Below are 20,763 nucleotides of genomic sequence, written 5' to 3'. Positions count from 1 at the left end.
GACTAATGCAATGTAATTTGTTTATGTGAAATCGTGTTGATCTGCGCGCGGATCATCTCGCTAATCGGATCCTCCGGACACTGCTCAACGAAATAATTGAGATCCAGCAGCGCCACGTGATCGCACTCCAGTTGGGCGTAGATGAGCCCGCGGTCGCGAATTTCATACGGGTCTTCTGGATTAAACTGCAGCAGCGCTTCGCTGGCGCGTAGGGCCAGCTCCATCTGCCGCTCTTCCATCAGCGCCGATTTCAGCGTATCGAGCAGTTTGCGGATCACTTCGGCGTTGTCGGCCTCATCGAGATCTTCATTAAACAGCTCCGCCACCGGGCTAATATTCCCCTTCAGCCACACTTCCAGGGTGTGTTCATCGAGCGTCTCGCCGTTGAATGGGTTAATTAGCCACATCTCTTCGCTGGTGTCCGGGTCAGCGCGCAGCAGCATCTGCGTCGGGAAGATAACCGGCACCACCGGCAGATCCAGACGCTGAGCAATCCACAACAGAATCGCTCCCAGCGACACGGCGCTCCCCTGGCGATTCACCAGCACTTTATCCAGCCATAGCGCATCGGACAGGCGGTAGATGCCCTGCGATGCGCCGAAGCCCCACTCGTGATAGAACAATTCCAGCAGCCGGTCGAGCTGACGCTCCTGATCCCAGGAGGTGGCAATCTCTTCCTGCGCCAGTGTTAACAACCGCTGCAGCTCATCCTGCACAAAGTGCGTCGGAAAGTCGTCGCGGATCAATTCAGAAATGAGGACCATGCCTTCGCATAATGGCGCTTTGTTAAATTCGAAATCAGCTAATGACCTCATGCCTTACCCCAGTAACGGTATTCTTGTGATGGCGAGTTGAACGATAAAGAACAACACCACCAGCGCCAGCAGAAAGGCGATGAACCGGGTCTGCTGGCGGCGCGGGCGACGTCGGCCCAGCGCGATAAATCCTAATGCGATGTAAATGATAACGCCAAACAGCTTTTCAGTCAGCCATGCGCCATCTTCAGTAAACGGCAGATAGTGCGTTATCGCCATTAATCCCGCGCCGCTGAGGAACAGCAGCGTATCGCTACAATGCGGCGCAATACGCACCCAGCGCTGATTCAGCATCGCGCTGCCGCTGTAGGTCCACCAGTAACGCAGCACGAAAAGCCCGACGGATGTCACCACGCAGGCAATATGTAAATAGAGTACTGCAGTAAATAAATTCATTCGCCGGTTTGCTCCTTGTGCGGCCAACGCCCGAGTGTCAGACGTTCGTTATCGCCATAATCGCGGCAGGTCTCGACATCGCTGTATCCTGCTTCAATAAATAATGCGCGTACCGCCTCACCCTGCTTCCAGCCATGTTCCAGTAGCATAAAACCTCCAGGCAACAAATACTGTTGTCCCTCACGGATAATATGCGCCAAATCGGCCAGCCCCTGATCGGCGGCGACCAATGCCGTTCTCGGTTCAAAGCGAACATCGCCCTCAGCAAGATGCGGATCGGTTTCATCGATATAAGGGGGGTTACTGACAATCATCGCGAACCGCTGCCCTTTGAGCGCGCTAAACCAGTCGCTCTGCAGGACGGTCACGTTGTTGAGAGCGAGATGGGCGGCATTGCGCGCGGCGAGCGCCGCGGCGTCAGGCATAAAATCAACGGCAATAATCTCGCAGTCCGCCCGCTCGCTGGCCAGCGCCAGAGCGATAGCGCCGGTGCCGGTGCCAAGATCCAGGATGCGGCAGGCCGTCTGCGGCAGGCGTACCAACGCCTGCTCGACCAGGCATTCGGTATCGGGGCGCGGGATCAACGTCGCCGGCGAGACAAACAGCGGCAGCGACCAGAACTCGCGCTGCCCCACCAGATGAGCCACCGGCTCGCCGTTGGCGCGGCGCGCCAGCAATGCTTCCAGTTCCGCCAACTGTTCCGCCGTCAATAGGGTTTCGTCAAAAGCGAGGATCCAGGTTCGCGCTTTGCCGGTGACGTGCCCCAGTAAGATCTCGGCGTCGCGACGCGGGCTGTCGCTCGCGCCGAGCCGGGCTATCGCCTGAGTGAGCCACTGTCGAAAGGTCATCATTCCTGCTCGGAAAGCGCCGCCAGCTGGTCAGCCTGGAATTCCTGCACAATCGGTTCGATCAGCATATCCAGTTTGCCTTCCATGGTTTCATCCAGACGGTAAAGGGTCAGGTTGATACGGTGGTCGGTCACGCGCCCCTGCGGGAAGTTGTAGGTCCGGTTGCGATCGCTGCGATCGCCGCTGCCCAGCAGGTTACGGCGGGTAGACGCTTCCGCCTGCTGACGCTTGGCGACTTCGGCGGCGCGAATACGCGCACCCAGCACCGACAGCGCCTTGGCTTTGTTTTTATGCTGTGAACGCTCGTCCTGACACTCCACGACAATACCGGTCGGCAAGTGGGTAATACGGATAGCGGAGTCGGTGGTGTTGACGTGCTGGCCGCCCGCGCCCGAGGAGCGGAAGGTATCGATGCGCAGGTCAGCCGGGTTGATATCCGGCATTTCGGCTTCCGGCAGCTCCGGCATCACCGCCACGGTACAGGCGGAGGTGTGGATACGCCCCTGGGATTCGGTCGCCGGAACGCGCTGGACGCGATGGCCGCCGGATTCAAATTTCAGCCGCCCATAGACGCCATCGCCGCTGATTTTGGCAATCACCTCTTTAAATCCGCCATGCTCGCCTTCGTTGGCGCTCATGATTTCTACCCGCCAGCGGCGGGCTTCAGCGTAGCGGGTATACATGCGGAACAAATCGCCGGCGAACAGCGCCGCTTCATCGCCGCCGGTACCGGCGCGAACTTCGACAAAAGCGTTACGTTCATCGTCAGGATCTTTCGGCAATAACAGAACTTGCAGCTGCTGCTCCAGCGCTTCGCTTTTTTCTTTGGCATCGCGCAGCTCTTCCTGCGCCATTTCGCGCATTTCCGGATCGTCGAGCATCATCTGCGCGGTTTCGATATCGTCCTGCACCTGGCGCCAGTCGGTATAGCAGCGGGCGACATCGCCAAGCTGCGCATATTCGCGCGACAGCGCGCGGAAACGGTCCTGGTCGGCAATGGTGGCGGCGTCGCCAAGCAGCGCCTGAACTTCTTCATGGCGTTCGTACAGAGCTTCCAGTTTAGCAACAATAGAAGGCTTCATAGGCGTGAATTCACCCTGTCTTTAAATAGAGAAATGTGCGCTATTCCAGCCCGAGGCTGTTGCGCAGAATATGCAGGCGTTCATCATCCCCGTCACGGGCAGCCTGCTGAAGAGATTTGGTTGGAGCGTGGATCAGGCGATTGGTCAGCTTACGGGCCAGATCTTGCATGATTTCCTGCGCATCGCCGCCCTGCTCCAGCGCGGCAAGCGCTTTCGCCGTCAGCTCCTCGCGAACCTGCTCGGATTGGGAACGATATTCGCGGATAGTCTCGCTGGCGCTTTGGGCGCGCAGCCAGGCCATAAATTCGCTGGTTTCCTGCTCGACGATCGATTCCGCCTGCACCGCCGCGGCCTTACGCTGCGCCAGATTGTGCTGAATGATATTTTGCAGGTCATCAACGCTGTACAGATAGGCGTTGGCCAGCTTGCCGACTTCCGGCTCGACGTCGCGGGGCACCGCGATATCCACCAGCAGCATCGGCTGATTGCGGCGCGCCTTCAGCGCGCGCTCGACCATCCCTTTGCCGATAATCGGCAGCGGGCTGGCGGTAGAACTGATAATAATATCGGCGTCTTTTAAGCGCTCGTCGATATCGCTGAGGGCGATAACTTCCGCGCCGACTTCATCCGCCAGCGCCTGGGCGCGTTCACGGGTGCGGTTGGCAATCACCATTTTGCGAACGTTATGTTCGCGAAGATGGCGGGCGACCAGTTCGATAGTTTCCCCCGCGCCAACCAGTAACACCGTGACGCTGGAGAGCGATTCAAAAATTTGTCGCGCCAGCGTACAGGCGGCGAAGGCAACGGAAACGGCGCTGGCGCCGATATCGGTTTCGGTACGCACGCGCTTAGCCACCGAGAACGATTTCTGGAACATGCGCTCCAGTTCGCTGACGTTCAGATGACCGCGGCTGGAATCAGCAAATGCTTTTTTCACCTGTCCGAGGATTTGCGGCTCGCCAAGCACCAGCGAATCCAGGCCACTGGCGACGCGCATCAGATGGCTGACGGCGTCGTTATCCTGATGCCAATAAAGACTTTTACGTAGGTCTTCTTCATTCAGGCCGTGGAAGTCGCATAGCCAGCGAATCAGCGCTTCCTGCAGGTTGTCCTGCTCTTCAACGCTGAGATACAGCTCCGTGCGATTACAGGTTGATAGCACCACCCCGCCCTGCACCATCGGCTGAGCCAGCAAGCTCTCCAGCGCCTTGTCGAGCGTATCCGGCGAAAACGTTACGCGTTCTCGCAGCGCTACCGGAGCTGTTTTGTGGTTGATGCCAAGAGCTAAAAGGGTCATGGTGAGGGAATAGTACCAGCGTTGCTAAGGTTAGTCTGAGCGCATCATACAGGATGCGCGTACTCAATAAAAGAGACGCCCCCCTTTTGGAGTAATAGTCAGGGCTTAAAAGCCACTAACGGTAATTTTTTGATTTCAGACAACTTGAACGTAGACGCTATCGGCCAGCGACGCTAGCATTAAGGGTTATTATTGCAACCCGCTACACAAATCGGTGTGCGAACTATCAGTCGCCGCATTTCACTGTAGACATCAAGGATTTGTCATCATTATGAATCGACTGTTCCGCCTGCTGCCGTTGGCAAGCCTCGTTCTGACCGCCTGTGCAATCAATACTCCGCCGCAAGGGCCAGGTAAAAGCCCGGACTCCCCGCAGTGGCGCCAGCACCAGCAGGATGTCCGCAACCTTAACCAGTTCCAGACCCGCGGGGCGTTCGCCTATCTGTCCGATGAGCAGAAAGTGTATGCCCGTTTCTTCTGGCAACAAACCGGCCAGGACCGCTACCGCCTGCTGCTGACCAACCCGCTTGGCAGCACCGAACTGTCTTTGACCGCGCAGCCGGGCGGCGTCCAGTTGATCGATAACAAAGGCCAGACCTATAACGCTACCGATGCCGAAGAGATGATTGGCCGCCTGACCGGCATGCCGATCCCGCTTAACAGCCTGCGTCAGTGGATTATCGGCCTGCCGGGCGACGCCACCGACTATGCGCTGGATGACCAGTACCGCCTGCGCGAACTCAACTACACGCAGAACGGCAAAACCTGGCACGTGACCTACAGCGGCTATACCAGCGACACCAAACCCACCCTGCCGTCTAATATGGAACTCAACAATGGCAGCCAGCGCATCAAGCTGAAAATGGATAACTGGATTGTGAAATGATGAGTCGCTGGCCCGCACCTGCAAAATTGAATCTGTTTTTGTATATCACCGGCCAGCGCGCCGATGGATATCACACGCTGCAGACGCTGTTTCAGTTTCTCGACTATGGCGACACGCTGACCATTGAACCACGCCGCGACGGGAAACTGCGGCTGTTAACGCCGGTCGCCGGCGTGCCGGATGAAGAGAACCTGATTATTCGCGCCGCCAGGCTGCTGATGGCAGCTGCGGAGTCTCACGGTCAACTTCCCGCTGGCAGCGGCGCGGATATCAGCATCGACAAACGCCTGCCGATGGGCGGCGGCTTAGGCGGCGGCTCTTCTAACGCCGCGACGGTGCTGGTAGCCCTCAATCATCTGTGGGGCTGCGGGCTTAGCGAAGACCAACTGGCGACGCTTGGGCTACAGCTCGGCGCCGATGTCCCGGTTTTCGTTCGCGGTCACGCGGCGTTTGCCGAAGGGGTTGGCGAAATCCTCACCCCGGTGAATCCGCCGGAAAAATGGTATCTGGTCGCCCACCCGGGCGTGAGTATCCCGACGCCGATCATTTTTCGCGATCCGGAGTTACCACGAAATACCCCGAGCAGGTCAATTAATACCTTACTAAACTGTGAATTCGGCAACGATTGCGAGGTTATCGCAAGAAAACGTTTTCGTGAGGTTGATGCAACGCTTTCCTGGCTGTTAGAATACGCGCCGTCGCGCCTGACTGGCACAGGAGCCTGTGTCTTTGCTGAATTTGACACCGAATCCGCCGCTCGTCAGGTGCTGGAAAAAGCCCCGGAATGGCTGCAAGGCTTTGTTGCGCGAGGAATTAATGTCTCGCCGCTGAAGCAAGCCCTACTGAAGTAATTCTGCATTTTGCATGAATAACGGCAAGTTTGCCGGGCAAACAGAGTATCGGTGACAACGTCACCCTGTTCCAGACGTTGCATCGTGCTCTTTAATACACCGCCTGGATGAGATGGTGCCGGCCCGCACAGTTTAATGGCCCGTTTCATCCACCACTGGACGCATGCCTGAGGTTCTTCTCGTGCCTGATATGAAGCTTTTTGCTGGTAACGCCACCCCGGAACTAGCACAACGTATTGCCAACCGCCTGTACACTTCTCTTGGCGACGCCGCTGTAGGTCGTTTTAGCGACGGCGAAGTCAGCGTACAAATCAACGAAAACGTACGCGGTGGTGATATTTTCATCATCCAGTCCACTTGTGCTCCCACCAATGACAACCTGATGGAATTGGTTGTTATGGTTGATGCCCTGCGTCGCGCTTCTGCAGGCCGTATCACCGCTGTTATCCCTTACTTCGGCTATGCCCGCCAGGACCGTCGCGTACGTTCCGCTCGTGTGCCAATCACCGCTAAAGTCGTCGCTGACTTCCTGTCCAGTGTCGGCGTTGACCGCGTACTGACCGTTGACCTGCACGCTGAACAGATTCAGGGCTTCTTTGATGTTCCTGTTGATAACGTATTCGGTAGCCCAATTCTGCTCGAAGATATGCTGCAGCTGAATCTGGACAACCCGATCGTGGTTTCTCCGGACATCGGCGGCGTGGTTCGCGCTCGCGCTATCGCGAAGCTGCTGAACGACACCGACATGGCGATCATCGATAAACGCCGCCCGCGCGCTAACGTCTCTCAGGTGATGCATATCATTGGCGACGTCGCTGGCCGTGACTGCGTGATGGTTGATGACATGATCGATACCGGCGGCACCCTGTGTAAAGCAGCGGAAGCGCTGAAAGAGCGCGGTGCGAAACGTGTCTTCGCCTACGCGACTCACCCGATCTTCTCCGGCAATGCTATCCAGAACATTAAAAACTCTGTGATTGATGAATTCGTCGTCTGCGATACCATTCCGCTGACGCCGGAAATCAAAGCGCTGGACAAAGTCCGTACCCTGACCCTGTCTGGTATGCTGGCCGAAGCGATTCGTCGTATCAGCAACGAAGAATCCATTTCTGCTATGTTCGAGCACTAATCGAGCCCAGCCGAAAAACCCGCTGCGGCGGGTTTTTTTGTCTCTGGTTCATATTTGTATGACTAATGCCTCCTTCACCTGCCATTCAGTTGACAGATGATGCGCTCATGGATGAAACATTATTGTGAATAGATTATTTTCCTCACATGTGATGCCTTTCCGCGCCCTCATCGACGCTTGCTGGAAAGAAAAATATACCGCATCGCGCTTTACCCGCGATCTGATTGCCGGGATAACCGTCGGGATTATCGCAATCCCACTGGCGATGGCGTTAGCAATTGGCAGCGGCGTCGCGCCGCAATATGGGCTATACACCTCGGCGGTGGCGGGAATAGTCATTGCCCTGACCGGCGGTTCACGCTTTAGCGTTTCCGGCCCAACCGCGGCCTTCGTGGTGATCCTCTATCCAGTGTCACAGCAGTTTGGCCTGGCCGGCCTGCTGGTGGCGACGCTAATGTCGGGTATCTTCTTAATCCTTTTCGGCCTCGCCCGCTTTGGCCGCCTGATAGAATATATCCCGCTTTCAGTCACCCTTGGCTTTACCTCCGGTATCGGCATCACTATCGGTACCATGCAAATTAAAGATTTCCTTGGTCTGCAGATGGCGCACGTCCCGGAGCACTATCTGCAGAAAGTCGGCGCGCTGGTGATGGCGCTGCCGACAATTAACGTTGGCGATGCCGCCATCGGTATCGTAACGCTGGGTATCCTGATTTTCTGGCCGCGCCTGGGGATCCGCCTGCCGGGGCATCTGCCGGCGCTGCTGGCGGGCTGTGCGGTGATGGGCATCGTTAATTTACTCGGCGGGCATGTAGCGACCATCGGCTCGCAGTTCCACTATGTACTCGCCGACGGCAGCCAGGGCAACGGTATCCCGCAGCTGCTGCCGCAACTGGTGCTGCCGTGGGATATGCCGGGCTCGGAGTTTACCCTGAGCTGGTCGTCGCTGCGCGCGCTGCTGCCTGCCGCCTTCTCTATGGCGATGCTTGGCGCCATTGAATCACTGCTCTGCGCAGTGGTGCTCGACGGTATGACCGGCACCAAACACAAAGCTAACAGCGAGCTGGTAGGCCAGGGCCTTGGCAATATCGTCGCGCCATTCTTTGGCGGGATAACCGCCACCGCGGCGATTGCCCGCTCCGCGGCTAACGTGCGCGCCGGCGCGACCTCGCCAATTTCCGCGGTGATCCATGCCCTGCTGGTGATCCTTGCGCTGTTAATCCTCGCCCCGCTGCTCTCATGGCTGCCGCTGTCGGCGATGGCCGCCCTGCTGCTGATGGTAGCGTGGAACATGAGCGAAGCGCATAAGGTGATTAACCTGCTACGCCACGGGCCCAAAGACGACATCGTCGTGCTGTTGATGTGCATGTCGTTGACCGTACTGTTCGATATGGTCATCGCCATTAGCGTCGGGATCGTGCTGGCTTCGCTGCTGTTTATGCGCCGCATCGCGCGCATGACGCGCCTTGCGCCGGTGAACGTTGAAGTACCGGATGATGTTCTGGTACTGCGAGTTATCGGCCCGCTGTTTTTCGCCGCGGCGGAAGGACTATTTACCGATTTGGAAAGCCGGATTGAAGGCAAACGCGTAGTGGTGCTGAAGTGGGATGCGGTACCGGTGCTGGATGCCGGTGGTCTTGACGCGTTCCTGCGCTTCGTGAAACGCCTGCCGGAAGGCTGCGAGCTGCGGGTATCGAATCTCGAATTCCAGCCGCTGCGTACCCTGGCGCGCGCAGGCGTCCAGCCGATTCCAGGACGACTAAGCTTCTATCCGGACCGCAATGCGGCGCTGGCGGATATAGAATTAGGGCAATAAATGAGAGGCTCGCCGGAAGGGCTATCCGGCGAGCTGAATTCCGTTAGCTGTGACGGTGCGGATCGCGACGGCAGCGTTTATCGTAATGGCGAACCCACCAATAGCGGTCGGTGACTCTTTCATGACCGCCTACGCGAGCGCCCGCCAGCCACAAAACGGCGCCGACGAAGATACTCAACACCGCGCCATGAGCAAAAAATTGCGGCAGGTTAAGCTGTGGAAGCTGGTTTAAAATAGAGTAACCAACGCCGACCACCATCACAACCAACCCTAAACCCATCAGTATGTTACCGAGTAACGAAGCGTTTCTGCGTTTCATATGTCACCTCCGGACCTTGGGCTGCATGGGAATATCCCCAAAATTTATAGGTTAAGTATAGACAATGGGGATAAGCCTGATTGCGTGAGTGATCACATTCGGGAACATCTGATCAACAAAAGTTTACAAATAAGCCACTGAACAACATCAAATTCTAATGGTTCAAAGAAGAAATTATCAACAATGATACCGTTTCGTCGGCAGAATTTTGTCAAGCGCCGACGCAGGCAGTACACTACGCGGCAAAGAACGACCCATGCAGGAATAAAAAGTGACGATAAAACTGATTGTCGGCCTGGCTAACCCCGGCGCGGAATACGCGGCAACGCGCCATAACGCTGGCGCCTGGTACGTAGATTTACTGGCGGAGCGCCACCGCGCGCCGCTGCGCGAAGAGAGCAAATTCTTCGGCTATACCTCGCGCCTCAACCTGGCGGGGGAAGACGTGCGCCTGCTGGTGCCGACCACCTTTATGAATCTTAGCGGTAAAGCGGTGGCCGCGATGGCTACCTTTTACCGTATTAATCCGGATGAAATTCTGGTCGCTCACGACGAGCTCGATTTACCACCCGGCGTCGCTAAATTTAAACTCGGCGGCGGACACGGCGGCCATAATGGCCTGAAGGACATTATCAGTAAGCTGGGCAATAACCCGAACTTTCACCGCTTACGCGTCGGAATCGGTCATCCGGGCGACAAAAACAAAGTTGTCGGTTTTGTGCTGGGTAAACCGCCGGTCAGCGAACAGAAGCTAATTGACGAAGCGGTTGATGAAGCGGCGCGCTGTACCGAGGTGTGGCTGAAAGACGGTTTAACCAAAGCGACTAACCGTTTACACGCCTTTAAAGCGCAATAAACGGTCGACGTGCGGAATTTTTGCCGCACACCGTGTATAATAGGCAAAGCTATTTACTTTTCTACAGTCTGTTATTCATAACTGACTGATTATCCAAAGATTAAGGTGATTTAAATCATGGGATTCAAATGCGGTATCGTCGGTTTGCCCAACGTCGGCAAATCCACCCTGTTCAATGCGCTCACCAAAGCAGGTATTGAAGCGGCCAACTTCCCGTTCTGTACCATTGAGCCGAACACCGGTGTCGTACCGATGCCCGATCCGCGTCTGGACAAACTGGCTGAGATCGTCAAGCCGCAGCGTATCCTGCCGACGACCATGGAATTCGTTGATATCGCCGGTCTGGTTAAAGGCGCGTCCAAAGGCGAAGGGCTGGGCAACCAGTTCCTGACCAATATCCGTGAAACCGAAGCCATCGGCCACGTAGTGCGTTGCTTTGAAAACGACAACATTATCCACGTCGCGGGTAAAGTCGATCCGGCGGAAGATATTGACGTTATCAACACCGAGCTGGCGCTGTCTGACCTCGATACCTGCGAACGCGCTATCCACCGCGTGTCCAAGAAAGCCAAAGGCGGCGATAAAGACGCTAAGATTGAGCTGGCCGCGCTGGAAAAATGCCTGCCGCAGCTGGAAAAAGCGGGCATGCTGCGCGCGCTGGATCTGAGCAAAGAAGAGAAAGACGCCATCCGCTATCTGAGCTTCCTGACCCTGAAGCCAACCATGTATATCGCCAACGTTAACGAAGACGGTTTTGAAAATAACCCGTATCTCGACCAGGTTCGCGCTATCGCTGAGCAAGAAGGTTCCGTAGTGGTTCCGGTTTGCGCTGCCGTTGAATCCGACATTGCCGAACTGGACGACGAAGAGCGCGACGAGTTTATGGCCGAGCTGGGCCTGGAAGAGCCGGGCCTGAACCGCGTGATCCGCGCAGGCTACGCTCTGCTGAACCTGCAGACCTACTTCACCGCTGGCGTGAAAGAAGTTCGCGCATGGACTATTCCGGTTGGCGCGACCGCGCCGCAGGCCGCCGGTAAAATCCACACCGACTTCGAAAAAGGCTTTATCCGCGCCCAGACCATCGCCTATGAAGACTTCATTGCTTACAAAGGTGAACAAGGCGCGAAAGAAGCCGGTAAAATGCGTGCGGAAGGCAAAGACTACATCGTTAAAGATGGCGACGTGATGAACTTCTTGTTCAACGTCTAATCCCTGCCGATAAAATCCGCGCCCCGGCGCGGATTTTTCATTTTAAAGCCTCGCGAGTTTTATCACTCGCGAGGCTTTAAATTATCTGAACGGCGCATCTAAAGGAATTTCTGCGTCAGGCTCATGGGTGATTCGGTTACGCAGATCGCGACGAATCATCTCAATTGCCCAGAACCAAAAAATATGGCCAAGCAGTTCGGAAATATATTCATCAGCCGGAATATTGAATAACGACGGCGTAAGTCCTAATAGCGGGAAAGATATCCAGTGAACCGCAATGGTGGCGACAATGCCTGCCCACACGCCCTGCCATAATTTAACTTTTGGGAATATCTCCGCCACCACGCAATAGCCAATCGCAAACACCAACGAGAAGATGATATGCGTGACCATCACCGGGTTGATGATATGCTCAGAAAAGGTGTAAACGGTATGCGTTGGGTCAATACCAAGATAGTCGCGTAGAAAGAGATAAGGAGGGTTGAATTCATCACGCCCGCCGGAAAATGTTCGCGGCGGCAGAGGCACTTCCGCCCCCCACTTAACGAATGCCGACATAATTCCGGCAATAACCCCAACCAATAATGCGACGCCATAGCGACGCCGACCAGGTGCAGTCTGTACAAAAAAATCCTTAATTGCCATAAATCCCTCGCCATGAATAATATTGTTACAGCATTGCAATATTCTTTAAGTCTGCGCGGGTATGGCTTGATCAAGATCACACTTTTTGTTCAAAAGATAAACAAAGCTAATACTTTTATATCATCGCGGAGCATCAATTAATGCCCCGCGAGGCATTCTTTTAATCACGCCATCCCATTGCCGGCGCAACATGCTTCAGAATAGACTCAATCACATGAACGTTATAATCCACGCCCAGCTGATTCGGCACGGTCAGCAATAAGGTATCGGCTTCCGCGATCGCTTCATCCTGTTTCAGTTGCTCGACGAGCTTATCGGGTTCAGCGGCATAGCTGCGGCCGAAAATGGCGCGGGTTTTCTCATCAAGAAAACCAATACTGTCGCTGTTATCCCGGCTGGAGCCGAAATACATCCGGTCGCGATCGTCCATCAGGGCAAAGATACTTCGACTGACCGATACCCGCGGCGTACGCGTGTGCCCCGCTTCCGTCCAGGCCTGACGATAGGCGCGGATCTGTTTCGCCTGTTGGATATGGAATGGTTCGCCCGTCTCATCATCTTTCAGCGTCGAGCTTTGCAAGTTCATGCCGAGCTTCGCCGCCCACATCGCCGTAGCATTAGAGCCCGCGCCCCACCAGATACGTTCGCGTAATCCGGCGGAGTACGGCTCAAGACGTAGCAATCCCGGCGGGTTGGGAAACATGGGTTGCGGATTGGGTTTCGCGAAACCTTCGCCGCGCAGCACGTCCAACAGCACCTCAGTATGGCGCCGCGCCATGTCAGCGTCGGACTCGCCATCCTGTGGTTGAAAACCAAAATGACGCCAGCCATCAATCACCTGTTCCGGTGAACCGCGGCTGATGCCAAGCTGCAAACGCCCTCCCGAGATCAAATCCGCAGCGCCAGCATCCTCCGCCATATATAGCGGGTTTTCATAGCGCATATCGATAACGCCGGTGCCAATCTCAATCTTTTTAGTTTTCGCGCCGATAGCGGCCAGCAGCGGGAACGGTGAACTGAGCTGACGGGCAAAATGGTGAACCCGAAAATAGGCGCCATCCGCGCCTAACTCTTCGGCGGCAACGGCCAGATCGATGGATTGTAAGAGCGTGTCGGCAGCAGAACGGGTCGCCGACTGCGGCGATGGCGTCCAGTGGCCAAATGACAAAAATCCGATCTTTTTCATGAGGATAGCCCCTGATTTGGCAAAACATTCAGCAGACGCGGAGATACGATTCCGCGTCTGCATGTAGTTCTCCTACTCTACCCCTTAGCCAAAATGTATAAATGGCGTTTATTTAACAGAATAGTTCAAATAAATTGACCAAATATAACGATCGCTATTTCTGCATTAGCGCAAATACGCCCCAGCCAAAATATTCCCGGGTATAGGTGACATGGCGAAGCGGCGCGGCTTTGAGCTGCGCACGGACCTCAAACGCAAATTCATCCTCGGGGTGGGCCTGCAGCCAACGGCGCATGGTCAGCCATTTAGCGGCTTCATAACGGTCCCACCCCTCGCGGTCAGCCAGCACCATTTCAACGATGTCATAGCCCAGTTCGCCAAAAGAGGTGACCAGCGCCGGAAGCGGCAACAAATCAGCCACCGCAGAAACACCGCAGGCGCGCGCTTCTTCTTCTGTCGCGGGGACCTTACGCCACCAGGGCTCCCCGATAAGTAGCATACCGCCAGGCTTAAGGCTGCGGGCTAACTGCGCCACGGTTCCGGCGACGCCGCCGGCGATCCACGTCGCGCCAATACAGGCCGCCACATCGTATTGCCGTTCGGCGACGTAACCTGCCGCATCGCTATGGATAAAAGTGACGCGATCGCTGACGCCAAGCGCTTCGGCGCGTTGTTTAGCCTGTGCGGTAAACAATGGGCTCATATCAATGCCCAGACCACCGATAGCATGGTCCCGCGCCCAGGTGCAGAGCATTTCACCAGAACCGCTGCCAAGGTCGAGAATTTGCGCCCCCGCCTGCAGGCGAAGTACGCGGCCAAGCGTGGCATATTTTTCCGCCGTGAAGGGGTTATGGATACGATGTTCACTTTCGCTGATGGTAAAGATACGTGGGATATCGATAGTTGTGGTCATATCACTCTCCTTAGCGGTTATCCGGCTGGGCGCGAACGTTATTCAGCCCGCTGGTGTTGATGCGGTACGGCTGGCCGTTAACGGATTTAATCAGTTTTTTAGTGCGGAGTTTTTTGAAGACGGCGAGCGTACAGTCGCTGAGCAGTAGGCCTTCGCGGCTATAGCACTCTACGGCGATGACGCGGCCTGAGGTGTCGCGAATGTGCGCAATACGTCCGCCTTTCGCGAGAACGTGTAAGGTACGTTGTTCCTGACGGGATAAATTCATACTGGAAAACCTGTTTAATCATCATGTGCAAAACGTGCAAACACGCAGCGGTGCCCGCATTCGATTTCAGCGCATTGATAACCAGCCCGGCCTGAAAGGTCGGCAAACTGATTATCAGATGATTACATTCTCCAGCATCAAAGCCTCGGTAGAGTTGAAAGGTATTTACCAGCCGGATGATAACATCCAGTGACAGAAAGGATATTTATAAACGGGAAAATTGTGATCGATATCTGAAATTGCGCCCCCGCCCCATGACGATAGGCGCACAATAAATAGCATCAGCCTACTGGCCCTGATTACCACATCAAATCATCAGGTACTTTAAAGTCAGCATACGGATCGTCTTCGTCCTCGGCTTCCTGGCTCAGGGCGCTGTTCAACACAATACTTTCGGCGTCGCGCTGGGCGATTTTATCCGCCACGCTGGCGGGAATAATCGCGTATTCATATTTACCGTTATTATCAACAGCAAGGCGGGCAATCGCCAGACGGCCGCTAATGAGCTGCGCCTGGGTGATTTTATCCACATCAATGTTTTTGATGAGATTATTATCCGTAAAGTTAAAAGCGATATGGCCTTTCGCAATCGTGATTCGGTTCATTTCAATCAGCTGCTTAACCTGCGCTTTATACTCTTTTGCTAAAGCCGCTTGCTTTTGCTGTTCGCTGAGCTGCTTGTCGCGCTCAAGCTGGGCTTTTTTGTTTTCTTCCACGGCCTCGCGGGCTTCACGCGCCTGAACACGTGACTTTTTCGCCGTTCTCTGAACCTTAGCCATCTTTTTACTGGTGACCAGACCCGCTTTCAGCATCTGTTCTTGTAAGGTAAGTTTTGTCATCGTCGTTTCTACAATCGTTGGAATTCTGCTTCGGATAAGGTAAATCAGGGTCAGACTTTAAGGAGCTTCACCGTGGCGTCGATGTCGATTTCATCTTCAGAGAAGATGAGCGTCGTGCCCTGAAAGGTAGTGATCGCCAGCTTTTTCAGCGTGCGCATTTCGCCCGGCTTCACGCTCGCTTTCGGCTTGATGCTGTTCATCAGCAGTCCCACGGAGAGCACCGCATTTTCCTTGTCGATACGCGTATCGGCCGGCACTTCCTCACTGTAGACCAGGTAAGACTTAATTGAGGTCAGCTTCAGGCGCTCACCGGCAATATACAGATGTTTGCTTTCCGGGATGACTTTCACCGCGTAAGCCGATAAACCTTTATTATTGGTCGTGGGTTCAAACGTGACCGCCGCGTCTTTCTTAATCAGATCCGGATTGGCAACCTTAATCACGTGAAAATAGCGGTTATCGCCATTTTCATCTTTGATAAATCCGAAACCTTTATCTTTAAACCACGTTGTGATCGTACCGTTCATCGCCATTACCGCCTGATTAATCGTTTATCTACTCAATTTTGCTGCGCGCAGTTTAAAGCACAATGCCAGCGTAGACCATGCCTTTGCTCTAAGTGTTGCCCGATATCGACAATTGATCCTGGCTTTTGCCGAAAATTTGATTCATTAATGAGTACGGTTCAATCAGGAGAATGCATGATGTCTAATCTTGCCTCAGTCGCGTTGCTAGGTCCTGGCGCTATCGGCACGACCATTGCCGCCGTACTGCATGAAGCGGGCCGCAAACCGGTGCTCTGCGGGCGCACCGCGCATCAGCGGTTGATTTTACGCCGGGATGACGGCGAAACGATCATTCCTGGGCCGGTATTGACCGATCCGCATACGCTGGAACGCCCGGTTGAGCTGCTATTTGTGGCGGTGAAAACCACCCAGGTAGCGGATTGCGCGGGCTGGCTTAACGCGCTGTGCGATGAAAACACGGTGGTCTGCGCGCTACAGAACGGCGTTGAACAGGAAAGCCTGCTTGACCCCTATGTTAACGGCGCAAAGGTGTTGCCCTCGGTTGTCTGGTTTCCGGCACAACGAGAGGCGGATGCGTCGGTATGGTTACGCGGCAAACCGCGCCTGACGCTACCCGATACGCCGCAAGCGAAGAAAATAGTCGAGGTTCTCGACGGAACCCGTTGCGCGGTTGAGTTGACGGCAGATTTCACATCGGTCGCGTGGCGGAAACTATTGCAAAATGCCGTCGCTGGCCTGATGGTGCTGGCGAATCGCCGCGCCGGGATGTTTTCGCGCCAGGACATCACCGGGCTGGCGCTGGCCTATCTACACGAGTGTCTGGCGGTGGCGCGCGCCGCAGGGGCGAAACTCGCCGATAGCGTGCCGCAGGAAATTGTTGATGGGTTTCATCAGGCGCCAGCGGATTTAAGCACCTCGATACTCGCCGACCGTCAGGCTAATCGTCCGCTGGAATGGGACATCCGCAACGGCGTCATACAACGCTATGGCCGAAGGTTGGGTGTTGCCACCCCCATCAGCGATGTCGTCGTGCCGCTGCTGGCGGCCGCAAGCGAGGGACCTGGCTAAGATTGCTTCAAAAAAATTACCGTATTTGTTATAGTGTTACTCACTGATTATTTACCTCTGCGGTGCCAAAAAGAACAAGATTCACCGCAACCCAGGATAAGAAAATGTTAGATTACCGCTTCCCGACAGCTTTGCAGATGGTTCTCAGCGTAGCGATGGCGGAGCAATTGGGTGAACGTTCGACGAGTGCGATTCTGGCCTACGGCCTGGAAGCCAACCCGAGCTTTATCCGTAAACTCATGGTTCCGCTCACCCGCGACGGCATCATCGTCTCCACGCTTGGCCGCAACGGCTCTATTCATCTTGGCCGCCCTGCCGACCAAATCACGCTGCGTGATATCTATCTTTCCGTTATTGAAGATAAAAAACTGTGGGCGTCCCGCCCTGAGGTCCCGGCTCGCTGCGTGGTCAGCGCCAACGCCTGCTGGTACTTTAAGTCCGTAGCCGATGAAGCCGAGCAGGCGTCGCTCGCGGTGTTAGCTCGCCACACCGTGGCAAGCGCCCTGGAAGAGGTCAAAAAAGCCGATACCAGCGGCTGCGATCCGCTGCCTGAGCTGACTGCCCGCTATAAAGAAGCGCATTAACTTTTCTTGTTGCGAAAAAAAACCGCCTTAAACGAAAAGGCGGTTTTTTGTTATTAGCAGCGACCTACGCGGGCAAGACGTCCCTTGCCTGTTTGCCACGCGTCACCAGTTTTCGCAGCGTCACGTAAAACACCGGCGTCAGGAACAAACCAAACAGCGTCACGCCGAGCATACCGGAGAACACCGTGATCCCGGTGACGCCGCGCACTTCCGCCCCCGCGCCGTGGCCAAGAATCAGCGGGATCGTCCCGGCAATAAAGGCAATCGAGGTCATGATAATCGGGCGTAAACGCAGGCGACAGGCTTCCAGCGCCGCTTCCATGATCCCTTTCCCCTGAATTTCCAGTTCGCGGGCGAACTCGACAATCAGAATCGCGTTTTTACACGCCAGCCCCATCAGCACCACCAGCCCCACCTGCACAAATACGTTATTGTCGCCACCGGTCAGCCAGACGCCAAACAGCGCGGAGAGCATGGTCATCGGGACGATAAGGATCACCGCCAGCGGTAGCGTCCAGCTTTCATACAGCGCCGCCAGCACCAGGAACGCCAGCAGAACCGCGACCGGGAAGACGATCAGCGCCGTATTGCCCTGCGTAGCCTGCTGGAAGCTGAGATCCGTCCACTCAATATTCATGCCGTTCGGCAGTATCTGCTTAGACATGTCTGCCAGCTGCGTCATCGCCTGCGTGGACGAGAGCACGCGGGGATCGGCATCGCCAATCAAATCCGCCGCCGGATAGCCATTGTAGCGAATCACCGGATCCGGCCCGTAGGTGGTATTAATATTCACCATACTGCCAATCGGCACCATTTCGCCCTGATTATTGCGGGTGCGTAAATTAGCAATATCTTCCACGCTGTCGCGGAACGGCCCATCGGCCTGCGCCATTACGCGCCAGGTACGCCCAAACTGGTTAAAGTCATTCACATACGATGACCCCAGATAGGTTTGCAGCGTACCGAAAAGGTCGGTCAACGACACGCCCTGCGCTTTCGCTTTATCACGATCGACCTGCACATCCAACTGCGGCACGTTCGCCTGGTAGGTAGAGATCGGGAAATGCATTCCCGGCGTCTGCATAATTGAACCCGACATCGCGTTCACCGCGTTTTGCAACGCGCCATAACCCAGACCGGCGCGATCCTGAATATACAACGAATAGCCGGAACCCTGACCCAGTCCTAAAATCGGCGGCGGCAGAATCGAGAAACCAAAGCCCTGCTGAATTTGCGCGATTTTGGCGTTAATCTCGGCGTTAATTTCCGCAGCGGTGTGTTTACGCTGGTCGAACGGTTTCAGACCAAAAAAGACCGTACCGGTATTCGGCGTATTGGTGAACTGCAGCGCATTAAGACCGGGAAAAGCGACCGCATAATCTACGCCTTCGGTATTCATCCCGATTTCGCTCATTTTACGAATCACGGCGTCGGTACGCGCAAGCGAAGAACCTTCCGGCATTTTCACGCCGCCAATTAAATACAGTTTATCCTGCGTCGGAATAAACCCGCCGGGTACGACTTTAAACATCACGCCAGCGGCGCAGAGCAGCAGGACGTAGACCACAAACACCGCGCCGCGTCGGCCGAGCGTTTTGCCCACCAGCCCCTGATAGCCATTTGAGCTACGATGGAAAAAACGGTTAAACGGACGGAAAATCCAGCCGAACAAGCGATCGATAAGCCGGGTCGGGAAGTCTTTCGCCGCGCCGTGCGGTTTTAACAGCAGCGCCGCCAGCGCCGGCGAGAGCGTCAGCGAGTTGATGGCGGAGATCACCGTCGATATCGCAATCGTCACCGCAAACTGCTTGTAAAACTGCCCCGTCACTCCGGAGAGGAATGCCATCGGCACAAATACCGCGCACAACACCAGCGCGATAGCGATAATCGGCCCGGAGACTTCGCGCATCGCCTGGTGCGCCGCCGCTAGCGGAGCCAGCCCCTCTTCGATGTTTCGTTCGACGTTTTCCACCACCACGATGGCATCATCCACGACGATACCGATCGCCAGTACCAGCCCGAACAGACTGAGGGTATTCAGCGAAAAGCCCAGCAGATAAAGAATGCTGAAGGTGCCCACCACCGATACCGGCACCGCGATCAGCGGAATAATCGACGCACGCCACGTCTGCAGGAACAAAATCACCACCAGCACCACCAACACCACCGCTTCCAACAGTGTTTGCACCACCGCACGAATGGAATCGCGCACAAACACGGTCGGATCGTAAGGCGCCGCCCATTTCATATCTTCCGGGAAACGGGTGGAGAGTTCGTTCATTTTCGCGCGTACGGCATTAGACAAATCGATAGCATTCGCCCCCGGCGACTGGAAAATACCAATCCCCACCGCATCTTTATTGTTAAGCTGGGAACGTAACGCATAGCTACCCGAGCCCATTTCGATACGCGCCACGTCGCGCAGGCGCACCAGCGAACCGTCTTGCGCCGTTTTCAGAATAATATTGCCAAACTCGTCTTCCGTATGCAGACGCCCCTGAGCGTTAATAGAGATCAAAAAATCGCTCTCTTTCGGCAGCGGCTCGGCGCCCAGCTGACCGGCGGAAACCTGCACGTTTTGCTCCTGCATCGCCGTCACCACATCCGATGCGGTTAACCCGCGCGCCGCAACCTTATTGGGATCCAGCCAGATGCGCATCGCATATTCGCCCGAGCCAAATATCTGGATCTGGCCGACGCCGGGCAGACGCGCGAGTTCATCTTTGACTTTCAACGTGGCGTAGTTACGCATATACAGGGAATCGTACTTACCGCCGGGCGAAAACAGATGCACCACCAACGTCAGCGTTGGCGATTGCTTCTGGGTGGTGATACCTAAACGCCGCACATCTTCCGGCAGACGCGCCTCGGCCTGTGATACCCGGTTTTGCACCTGAACCTGCGCCTGATCGGGGTCGGTTCCCGGACGGAAAGTGACGGTAGTTACCAGTACGCCGTCAGAGCCTGCGACGGATTTCATGTACATCATATTTTCGACGCCGTTAATGGCTTCTTCCAATGGCGTCGCCACGGTCTCCGCAATCACTTTCGGGTTGGCGCCGGGATATTCCGCCCGCACCTGCACGCTGGGCGGTACGACGTCAGGATATTCGCTGACCGGCAATAGCGGAATGGCGATCAAGCCGGTAATAAAAATCAAAATCGACAGCACGGCGGCAAAAATCGGTCTGTCGATAAAAAAGCGGGAAAAGTCCATAGATCGGATTCT

22 protein-coding genes are annotated in these 20,763 nt (G+C 55.5%); 9 read left to right on the top strand and 13 right to left on the bottom strand.

Features of this window, described 5'->3' with window-relative positions; all coding sequences use genetic code 11:
* Positions 1 to 2 precede the first annotated feature (2 nt).
* The 5 genes from sirB1 to hemA are packed head-to-tail and all read right to left on the bottom strand — an operon-like array spanning position 3 to position 4,438.
* Positions 3 to 815: an invasion regulator SirB1 gene (gene sirB1 / locus PGS10_RS17730; RefSeq protein ID WP_045393803.1), complete on the bottom strand. Its 813-nt coding sequence runs from the start codon at positions 813 to 815 to the stop codon at positions 3 to 5.
* A 3-nt stretch (positions 816 to 818) separates the two neighbouring features.
* A complete protein-coding gene (sirB2, locus tag PGS10_RS17725; RefSeq protein WP_015367107.1) occupies positions 819 to 1,211 on the bottom strand; it encodes an invasion regulator SirB2 in 393 nt (130 codons plus the stop codon).
* Positions 1,208 to 2,059: a peptide chain release factor N(5)-glutamine methyltransferase gene (gene prmC, locus PGS10_RS17720; protein ID WP_316423337.1), complete on the bottom strand. Its 852-nt coding sequence runs from the start codon at positions 2,057 to 2,059 to the stop codon at positions 1,208 to 1,210. The genes sirB2 and prmC overlap by 4 nt, the downstream gene beginning before the upstream one ends.
* Positions 2,059 to 3,141, bottom strand: a complete 1,083-nt coding sequence (gene prfA / locus PGS10_RS17715; RefSeq protein ID WP_015367109.1) for a peptide chain release factor 1 — start codon at positions 3,139 to 3,141, stop codon at positions 2,059 to 2,061. The genes prmC and prfA overlap by 1 nt, the downstream gene beginning before the upstream one ends.
* A gap of 40 nt (positions 3,142 to 3,181) precedes the next feature.
* Positions 3,182 to 4,438 carry a glutamyl-tRNA reductase gene (hemA, locus tag PGS10_RS17710; RefSeq protein ID WP_015367110.1) on the bottom strand — a complete coding sequence of 419 codons (1,257 nt, stop codon included), beginning with the start codon at positions 4,436 to 4,438 and terminating at the stop codon, positions 3,182 to 3,184.
* A 271-nt stretch (positions 4,439 to 4,709) separates the two neighbouring features.
* Here hemA and lolB point away from each other — a divergent pair, with 271 nt between their 5' ends.
* The 4 genes from lolB to dauA all read left to right on the top strand — a co-directional run bounded on the left by lolB (position 4,710) and on the right by dauA (position 9,120).
* Complete coding sequence (gene lolB / locus PGS10_RS17705; RefSeq protein WP_045393797.1) at positions 4,710 to 5,324, top strand: lipoprotein insertase outer membrane protein LolB; 615 nt, start codon at positions 4,710 to 4,712, stop codon at positions 5,322 to 5,324.
* Positions 5,324 to 6,175 carry a 4-(cytidine 5'-diphospho)-2-C-methyl-D-erythritol kinase gene (gene ispE, locus PGS10_RS17700; protein WP_165430693.1) on the top strand — a complete coding sequence of 284 codons (852 nt, stop codon included), beginning with the start codon at positions 5,324 to 5,326 and terminating at the stop codon, positions 6,173 to 6,175. The genes lolB and ispE overlap by 1 nt, the downstream gene beginning before the upstream one ends.
* Before the next feature lie 181 nt (positions 6,176 to 6,356).
* Positions 6,357 to 7,304: a ribose-phosphate diphosphokinase gene (gene prs, locus PGS10_RS17695; RefSeq protein ID WP_015367113.1), complete on the top strand. Its 948-nt coding sequence runs from the start codon at positions 6,357 to 6,359 to the stop codon at positions 7,302 to 7,304.
* Positions 7,305 to 7,428: 124 nt separating this feature from the next.
* Positions 7,429 to 9,120, top strand: coding sequence for a C4-dicarboxylic acid transporter DauA (gene dauA / locus PGS10_RS17690; protein ID WP_072047995.1), 1,692 nt, complete (start codon positions 7,429 to 7,431; stop codon positions 9,118 to 9,120).
* A 43-nt stretch (positions 9,121 to 9,163) separates the two neighbouring features.
* Here dauA and ychH read toward each other — a convergent pair whose 3' ends face one another.
* Positions 9,164 to 9,439 (bottom strand): stress-induced protein YchH, encoded by a 276-nt coding sequence (gene ychH, locus PGS10_RS17685; RefSeq protein WP_045393789.1) that lies wholly within the window; start codon positions 9,437 to 9,439, stop codon positions 9,164 to 9,166.
* 271 nt (positions 9,440 to 9,710) lie between these two features.
* Here ychH and pth point away from each other — a divergent pair, with 271 nt between their 5' ends.
* Together pth and ychF are read left to right on the top strand one after the other, a co-directional pair.
* Positions 9,711 to 10,295 carry an aminoacyl-tRNA hydrolase gene (pth, locus tag PGS10_RS17680; protein WP_047046770.1) on the top strand — a complete coding sequence of 195 codons (585 nt, stop codon included), beginning with the start codon at positions 9,711 to 9,713 and terminating at the stop codon, positions 10,293 to 10,295.
* Positions 10,296 to 10,412: 117 nt separating this feature from the next.
* Complete coding sequence (gene ychF, locus PGS10_RS17675) at positions 10,413 to 11,504, top strand: redox-regulated ATPase YchF (RefSeq protein WP_015367117.1); 1,092 nt, start codon at positions 10,413 to 10,415, stop codon at positions 11,502 to 11,504.
* A gap of 81 nt (positions 11,505 to 11,585) precedes the next feature.
* Here ychF and PGS10_RS17670 read toward each other — a convergent pair whose 3' ends face one another.
* The 4 genes from PGS10_RS17670 to PGS10_RS17655 all read right to left on the bottom strand — a co-directional run bounded on the left by PGS10_RS17670 (position 11,586) and on the right by PGS10_RS17655 (position 14,516).
* Positions 11,586 to 12,149, bottom strand: coding sequence for a YagU family protein (locus tag PGS10_RS17670; protein WP_045393784.1), 564 nt, complete (start codon positions 12,147 to 12,149; stop codon positions 11,586 to 11,588).
* A 160-nt stretch (positions 12,150 to 12,309) separates the two neighbouring features.
* Positions 12,310 to 13,335, bottom strand: coding sequence for an LLM class flavin-dependent oxidoreductase (locus PGS10_RS17665; RefSeq protein ID WP_045393782.1), 1,026 nt, complete (start codon positions 13,333 to 13,335; stop codon positions 12,310 to 12,312).
* A gap of 154 nt (positions 13,336 to 13,489) precedes the next feature.
* Complete coding sequence (locus PGS10_RS17660; RefSeq protein ID WP_080957259.1) at positions 13,490 to 14,248, bottom strand: SAM-dependent methyltransferase; 759 nt, start codon at positions 14,246 to 14,248, stop codon at positions 13,490 to 13,492.
* A 10-nt stretch (positions 14,249 to 14,258) separates the two neighbouring features.
* Positions 14,259 to 14,516 carry a YjhX family toxin gene (locus PGS10_RS17655; RefSeq protein WP_015705074.1) on the bottom strand — a complete coding sequence of 86 codons (258 nt, stop codon included), beginning with the start codon at positions 14,514 to 14,516 and terminating at the stop codon, positions 14,259 to 14,261.
* Positions 14,517 to 14,550: 34 nt separating this feature from the next.
* Between PGS10_RS17655 and PGS10_RS17650 the strand changes: the two genes are divergently transcribed.
* Complete coding sequence (locus PGS10_RS17650) at positions 14,551 to 14,709, top strand: hypothetical protein (RefSeq protein ID WP_155960940.1); 159 nt, start codon at positions 14,551 to 14,553, stop codon at positions 14,707 to 14,709.
* A 106-nt stretch (positions 14,710 to 14,815) separates the two neighbouring features.
* Here the strand turns inward: PGS10_RS17650 and PGS10_RS17645 are convergent, their stop codons facing one another.
* Positions 14,816 to 15,355, bottom strand: a complete 540-nt coding sequence (locus tag PGS10_RS17645) for a DUF2058 domain-containing protein (RefSeq protein ID WP_047046807.1) — start codon at positions 15,353 to 15,355, stop codon at positions 14,816 to 14,818.
* A gap of 50 nt (positions 15,356 to 15,405) precedes the next feature.
* Positions 15,406 to 15,888, bottom strand: a complete 483-nt coding sequence (locus tag PGS10_RS17640) for a cold-shock protein (protein ID WP_045375123.1) — start codon at positions 15,886 to 15,888, stop codon at positions 15,406 to 15,408.
* A 168-nt stretch (positions 15,889 to 16,056) separates the two neighbouring features.
* Between PGS10_RS17640 and PGS10_RS17635 the strand changes: the two genes are divergently transcribed.
* Together PGS10_RS17635 and PGS10_RS17630 are read left to right on the top strand one after the other, a co-directional pair.
* Positions 16,057 to 16,950, top strand: coding sequence for an oxidoreductase (locus PGS10_RS17635; RefSeq protein WP_409977439.1), 894 nt, complete (start codon positions 16,057 to 16,059; stop codon positions 16,948 to 16,950).
* A gap of 104 nt (positions 16,951 to 17,054) precedes the next feature.
* A complete protein-coding gene (locus PGS10_RS17630; protein ID WP_045393779.1) occupies positions 17,055 to 17,534 on the top strand; it encodes an RrF2 family transcriptional regulator in 480 nt (159 codons plus the stop codon).
* Between the two features lie 64 nt (positions 17,535 to 17,598).
* On the opposite strand, the gene oqxB is transcribed toward PGS10_RS17630, so the two are convergent.
* On the bottom strand, positions 17,599 to 20,751 hold the full coding sequence (oqxB, locus tag PGS10_RS17625; protein ID WP_045393776.1) for a multidrug efflux RND transporter permease subunit OqxB: 3,153 nt from the start codon (positions 20,749 to 20,751) through the stop codon (positions 17,599 to 17,601).
* Positions 20,752 to 20,763 lie beyond the last annotated feature (12 nt).

The sequence above is a fragment of the Klebsiella sp. 141153 genome (assembly GCF_032601995.1).
Classification (GTDB): domain Bacteria; phylum Pseudomonadota; class Gammaproteobacteria; order Enterobacterales; family Enterobacteriaceae; genus Klebsiella; species Klebsiella aerogenes.
The sequence above is the reverse complement of the archived record's forward strand: the minus strand, read 5'-3'. Positions and strand labels throughout refer to the sequence as shown.

Bases quoted from the DNA above. Each gene is read 5' to 3' on its own strand.
- sirB1 (WP_045393803.1), bottom strand. From the start codon at position 815: ATGAGGTCATTAGCTGATTTCGAATTTAACAAAGCGCCATTATGCGAA.
- sirB2 (WP_015367107.1), bottom strand. From the start codon at position 1,211: ATGAATTTATTTACTGCAGTACTCTATTTACATATTGCCTGCGTGGTG.
- prmC (WP_316423337.1), bottom strand. From the start codon at position 2,059: ATGACCTTTCGACAGTGGCTCACTCAGGCGATAGCCCGGCTCGGCGCG.
- prfA (WP_015367109.1), bottom strand. From the start codon at position 3,141: ATGAAGCCTTCTATTGTTGCTAAACTGGAAGCTCTGTACGAACGCCAT.
- hemA (WP_015367110.1), bottom strand. From the start codon at position 4,438: ATGACCCTTTTAGCTCTTGGCATCAACCACAAAACAGCTCCGGTAGCG.
- lolB (WP_045393797.1), top strand. From the start codon at position 4,710: ATGAATCGACTGTTCCGCCTGCTGCCGTTGGCAAGCCTCGTTCTGACC.
- ispE (WP_165430693.1), top strand. From the start codon at position 5,324: ATGAGTCGCTGGCCCGCACCTGCAAAATTGAATCTGTTTTTGTATATC.
- ychH (WP_045393789.1), bottom strand. From the start codon at position 9,439: ATGAAACGCAGAAACGCTTCGTTACTCGGTAACATACTGATGGGTTTA.
- ychF (WP_015367117.1), top strand. From the start codon at position 10,413: ATGGGATTCAAATGCGGTATCGTCGGTTTGCCCAACGTCGGCAAATCC.
- PGS10_RS17670 (WP_045393784.1), bottom strand. From the start codon at position 12,149: ATGGCAATTAAGGATTTTTTTGTACAGACTGCACCTGGTCGGCGTCGC.
- PGS10_RS17665 (WP_045393782.1), bottom strand. From the start codon at position 13,335: ATGAAAAAGATCGGATTTTTGTCATTTGGCCACTGGACGCCATCGCCG.
- PGS10_RS17660 (WP_080957259.1), bottom strand. From the start codon at position 14,248: ATGACCACAACTATCGATATCCCACGTATCTTTACCATCAGCGAAAGT.
- PGS10_RS17655 (WP_015705074.1), bottom strand. From the start codon at position 14,516: ATGAATTTATCCCGTCAGGAACAACGTACCTTACACGTTCTCGCGAAA.
- PGS10_RS17645 (WP_047046807.1), bottom strand. From the start codon at position 15,355: ATGACAAAACTTACCTTACAAGAACAGATGCTGAAAGCGGGTCTGGTC.
- PGS10_RS17640 (WP_045375123.1), bottom strand. From the start codon at position 15,888: ATGGCGATGAACGGTACGATCACAACGTGGTTTAAAGATAAAGGTTTC.
- PGS10_RS17635 (WP_409977439.1), top strand. From the start codon at position 16,057: ATGATGTCTAATCTTGCCTCAGTCGCGTTGCTAGGTCCTGGCGCTATC.
- PGS10_RS17630 (WP_045393779.1), top strand. From the start codon at position 17,055: ATGTTAGATTACCGCTTCCCGACAGCTTTGCAGATGGTTCTCAGCGTA.
- oqxB (WP_045393776.1), bottom strand. From the start codon at position 20,751: ATGGACTTTTCCCGCTTTTTTATCGACAGACCGATTTTTGCCGCCGTG.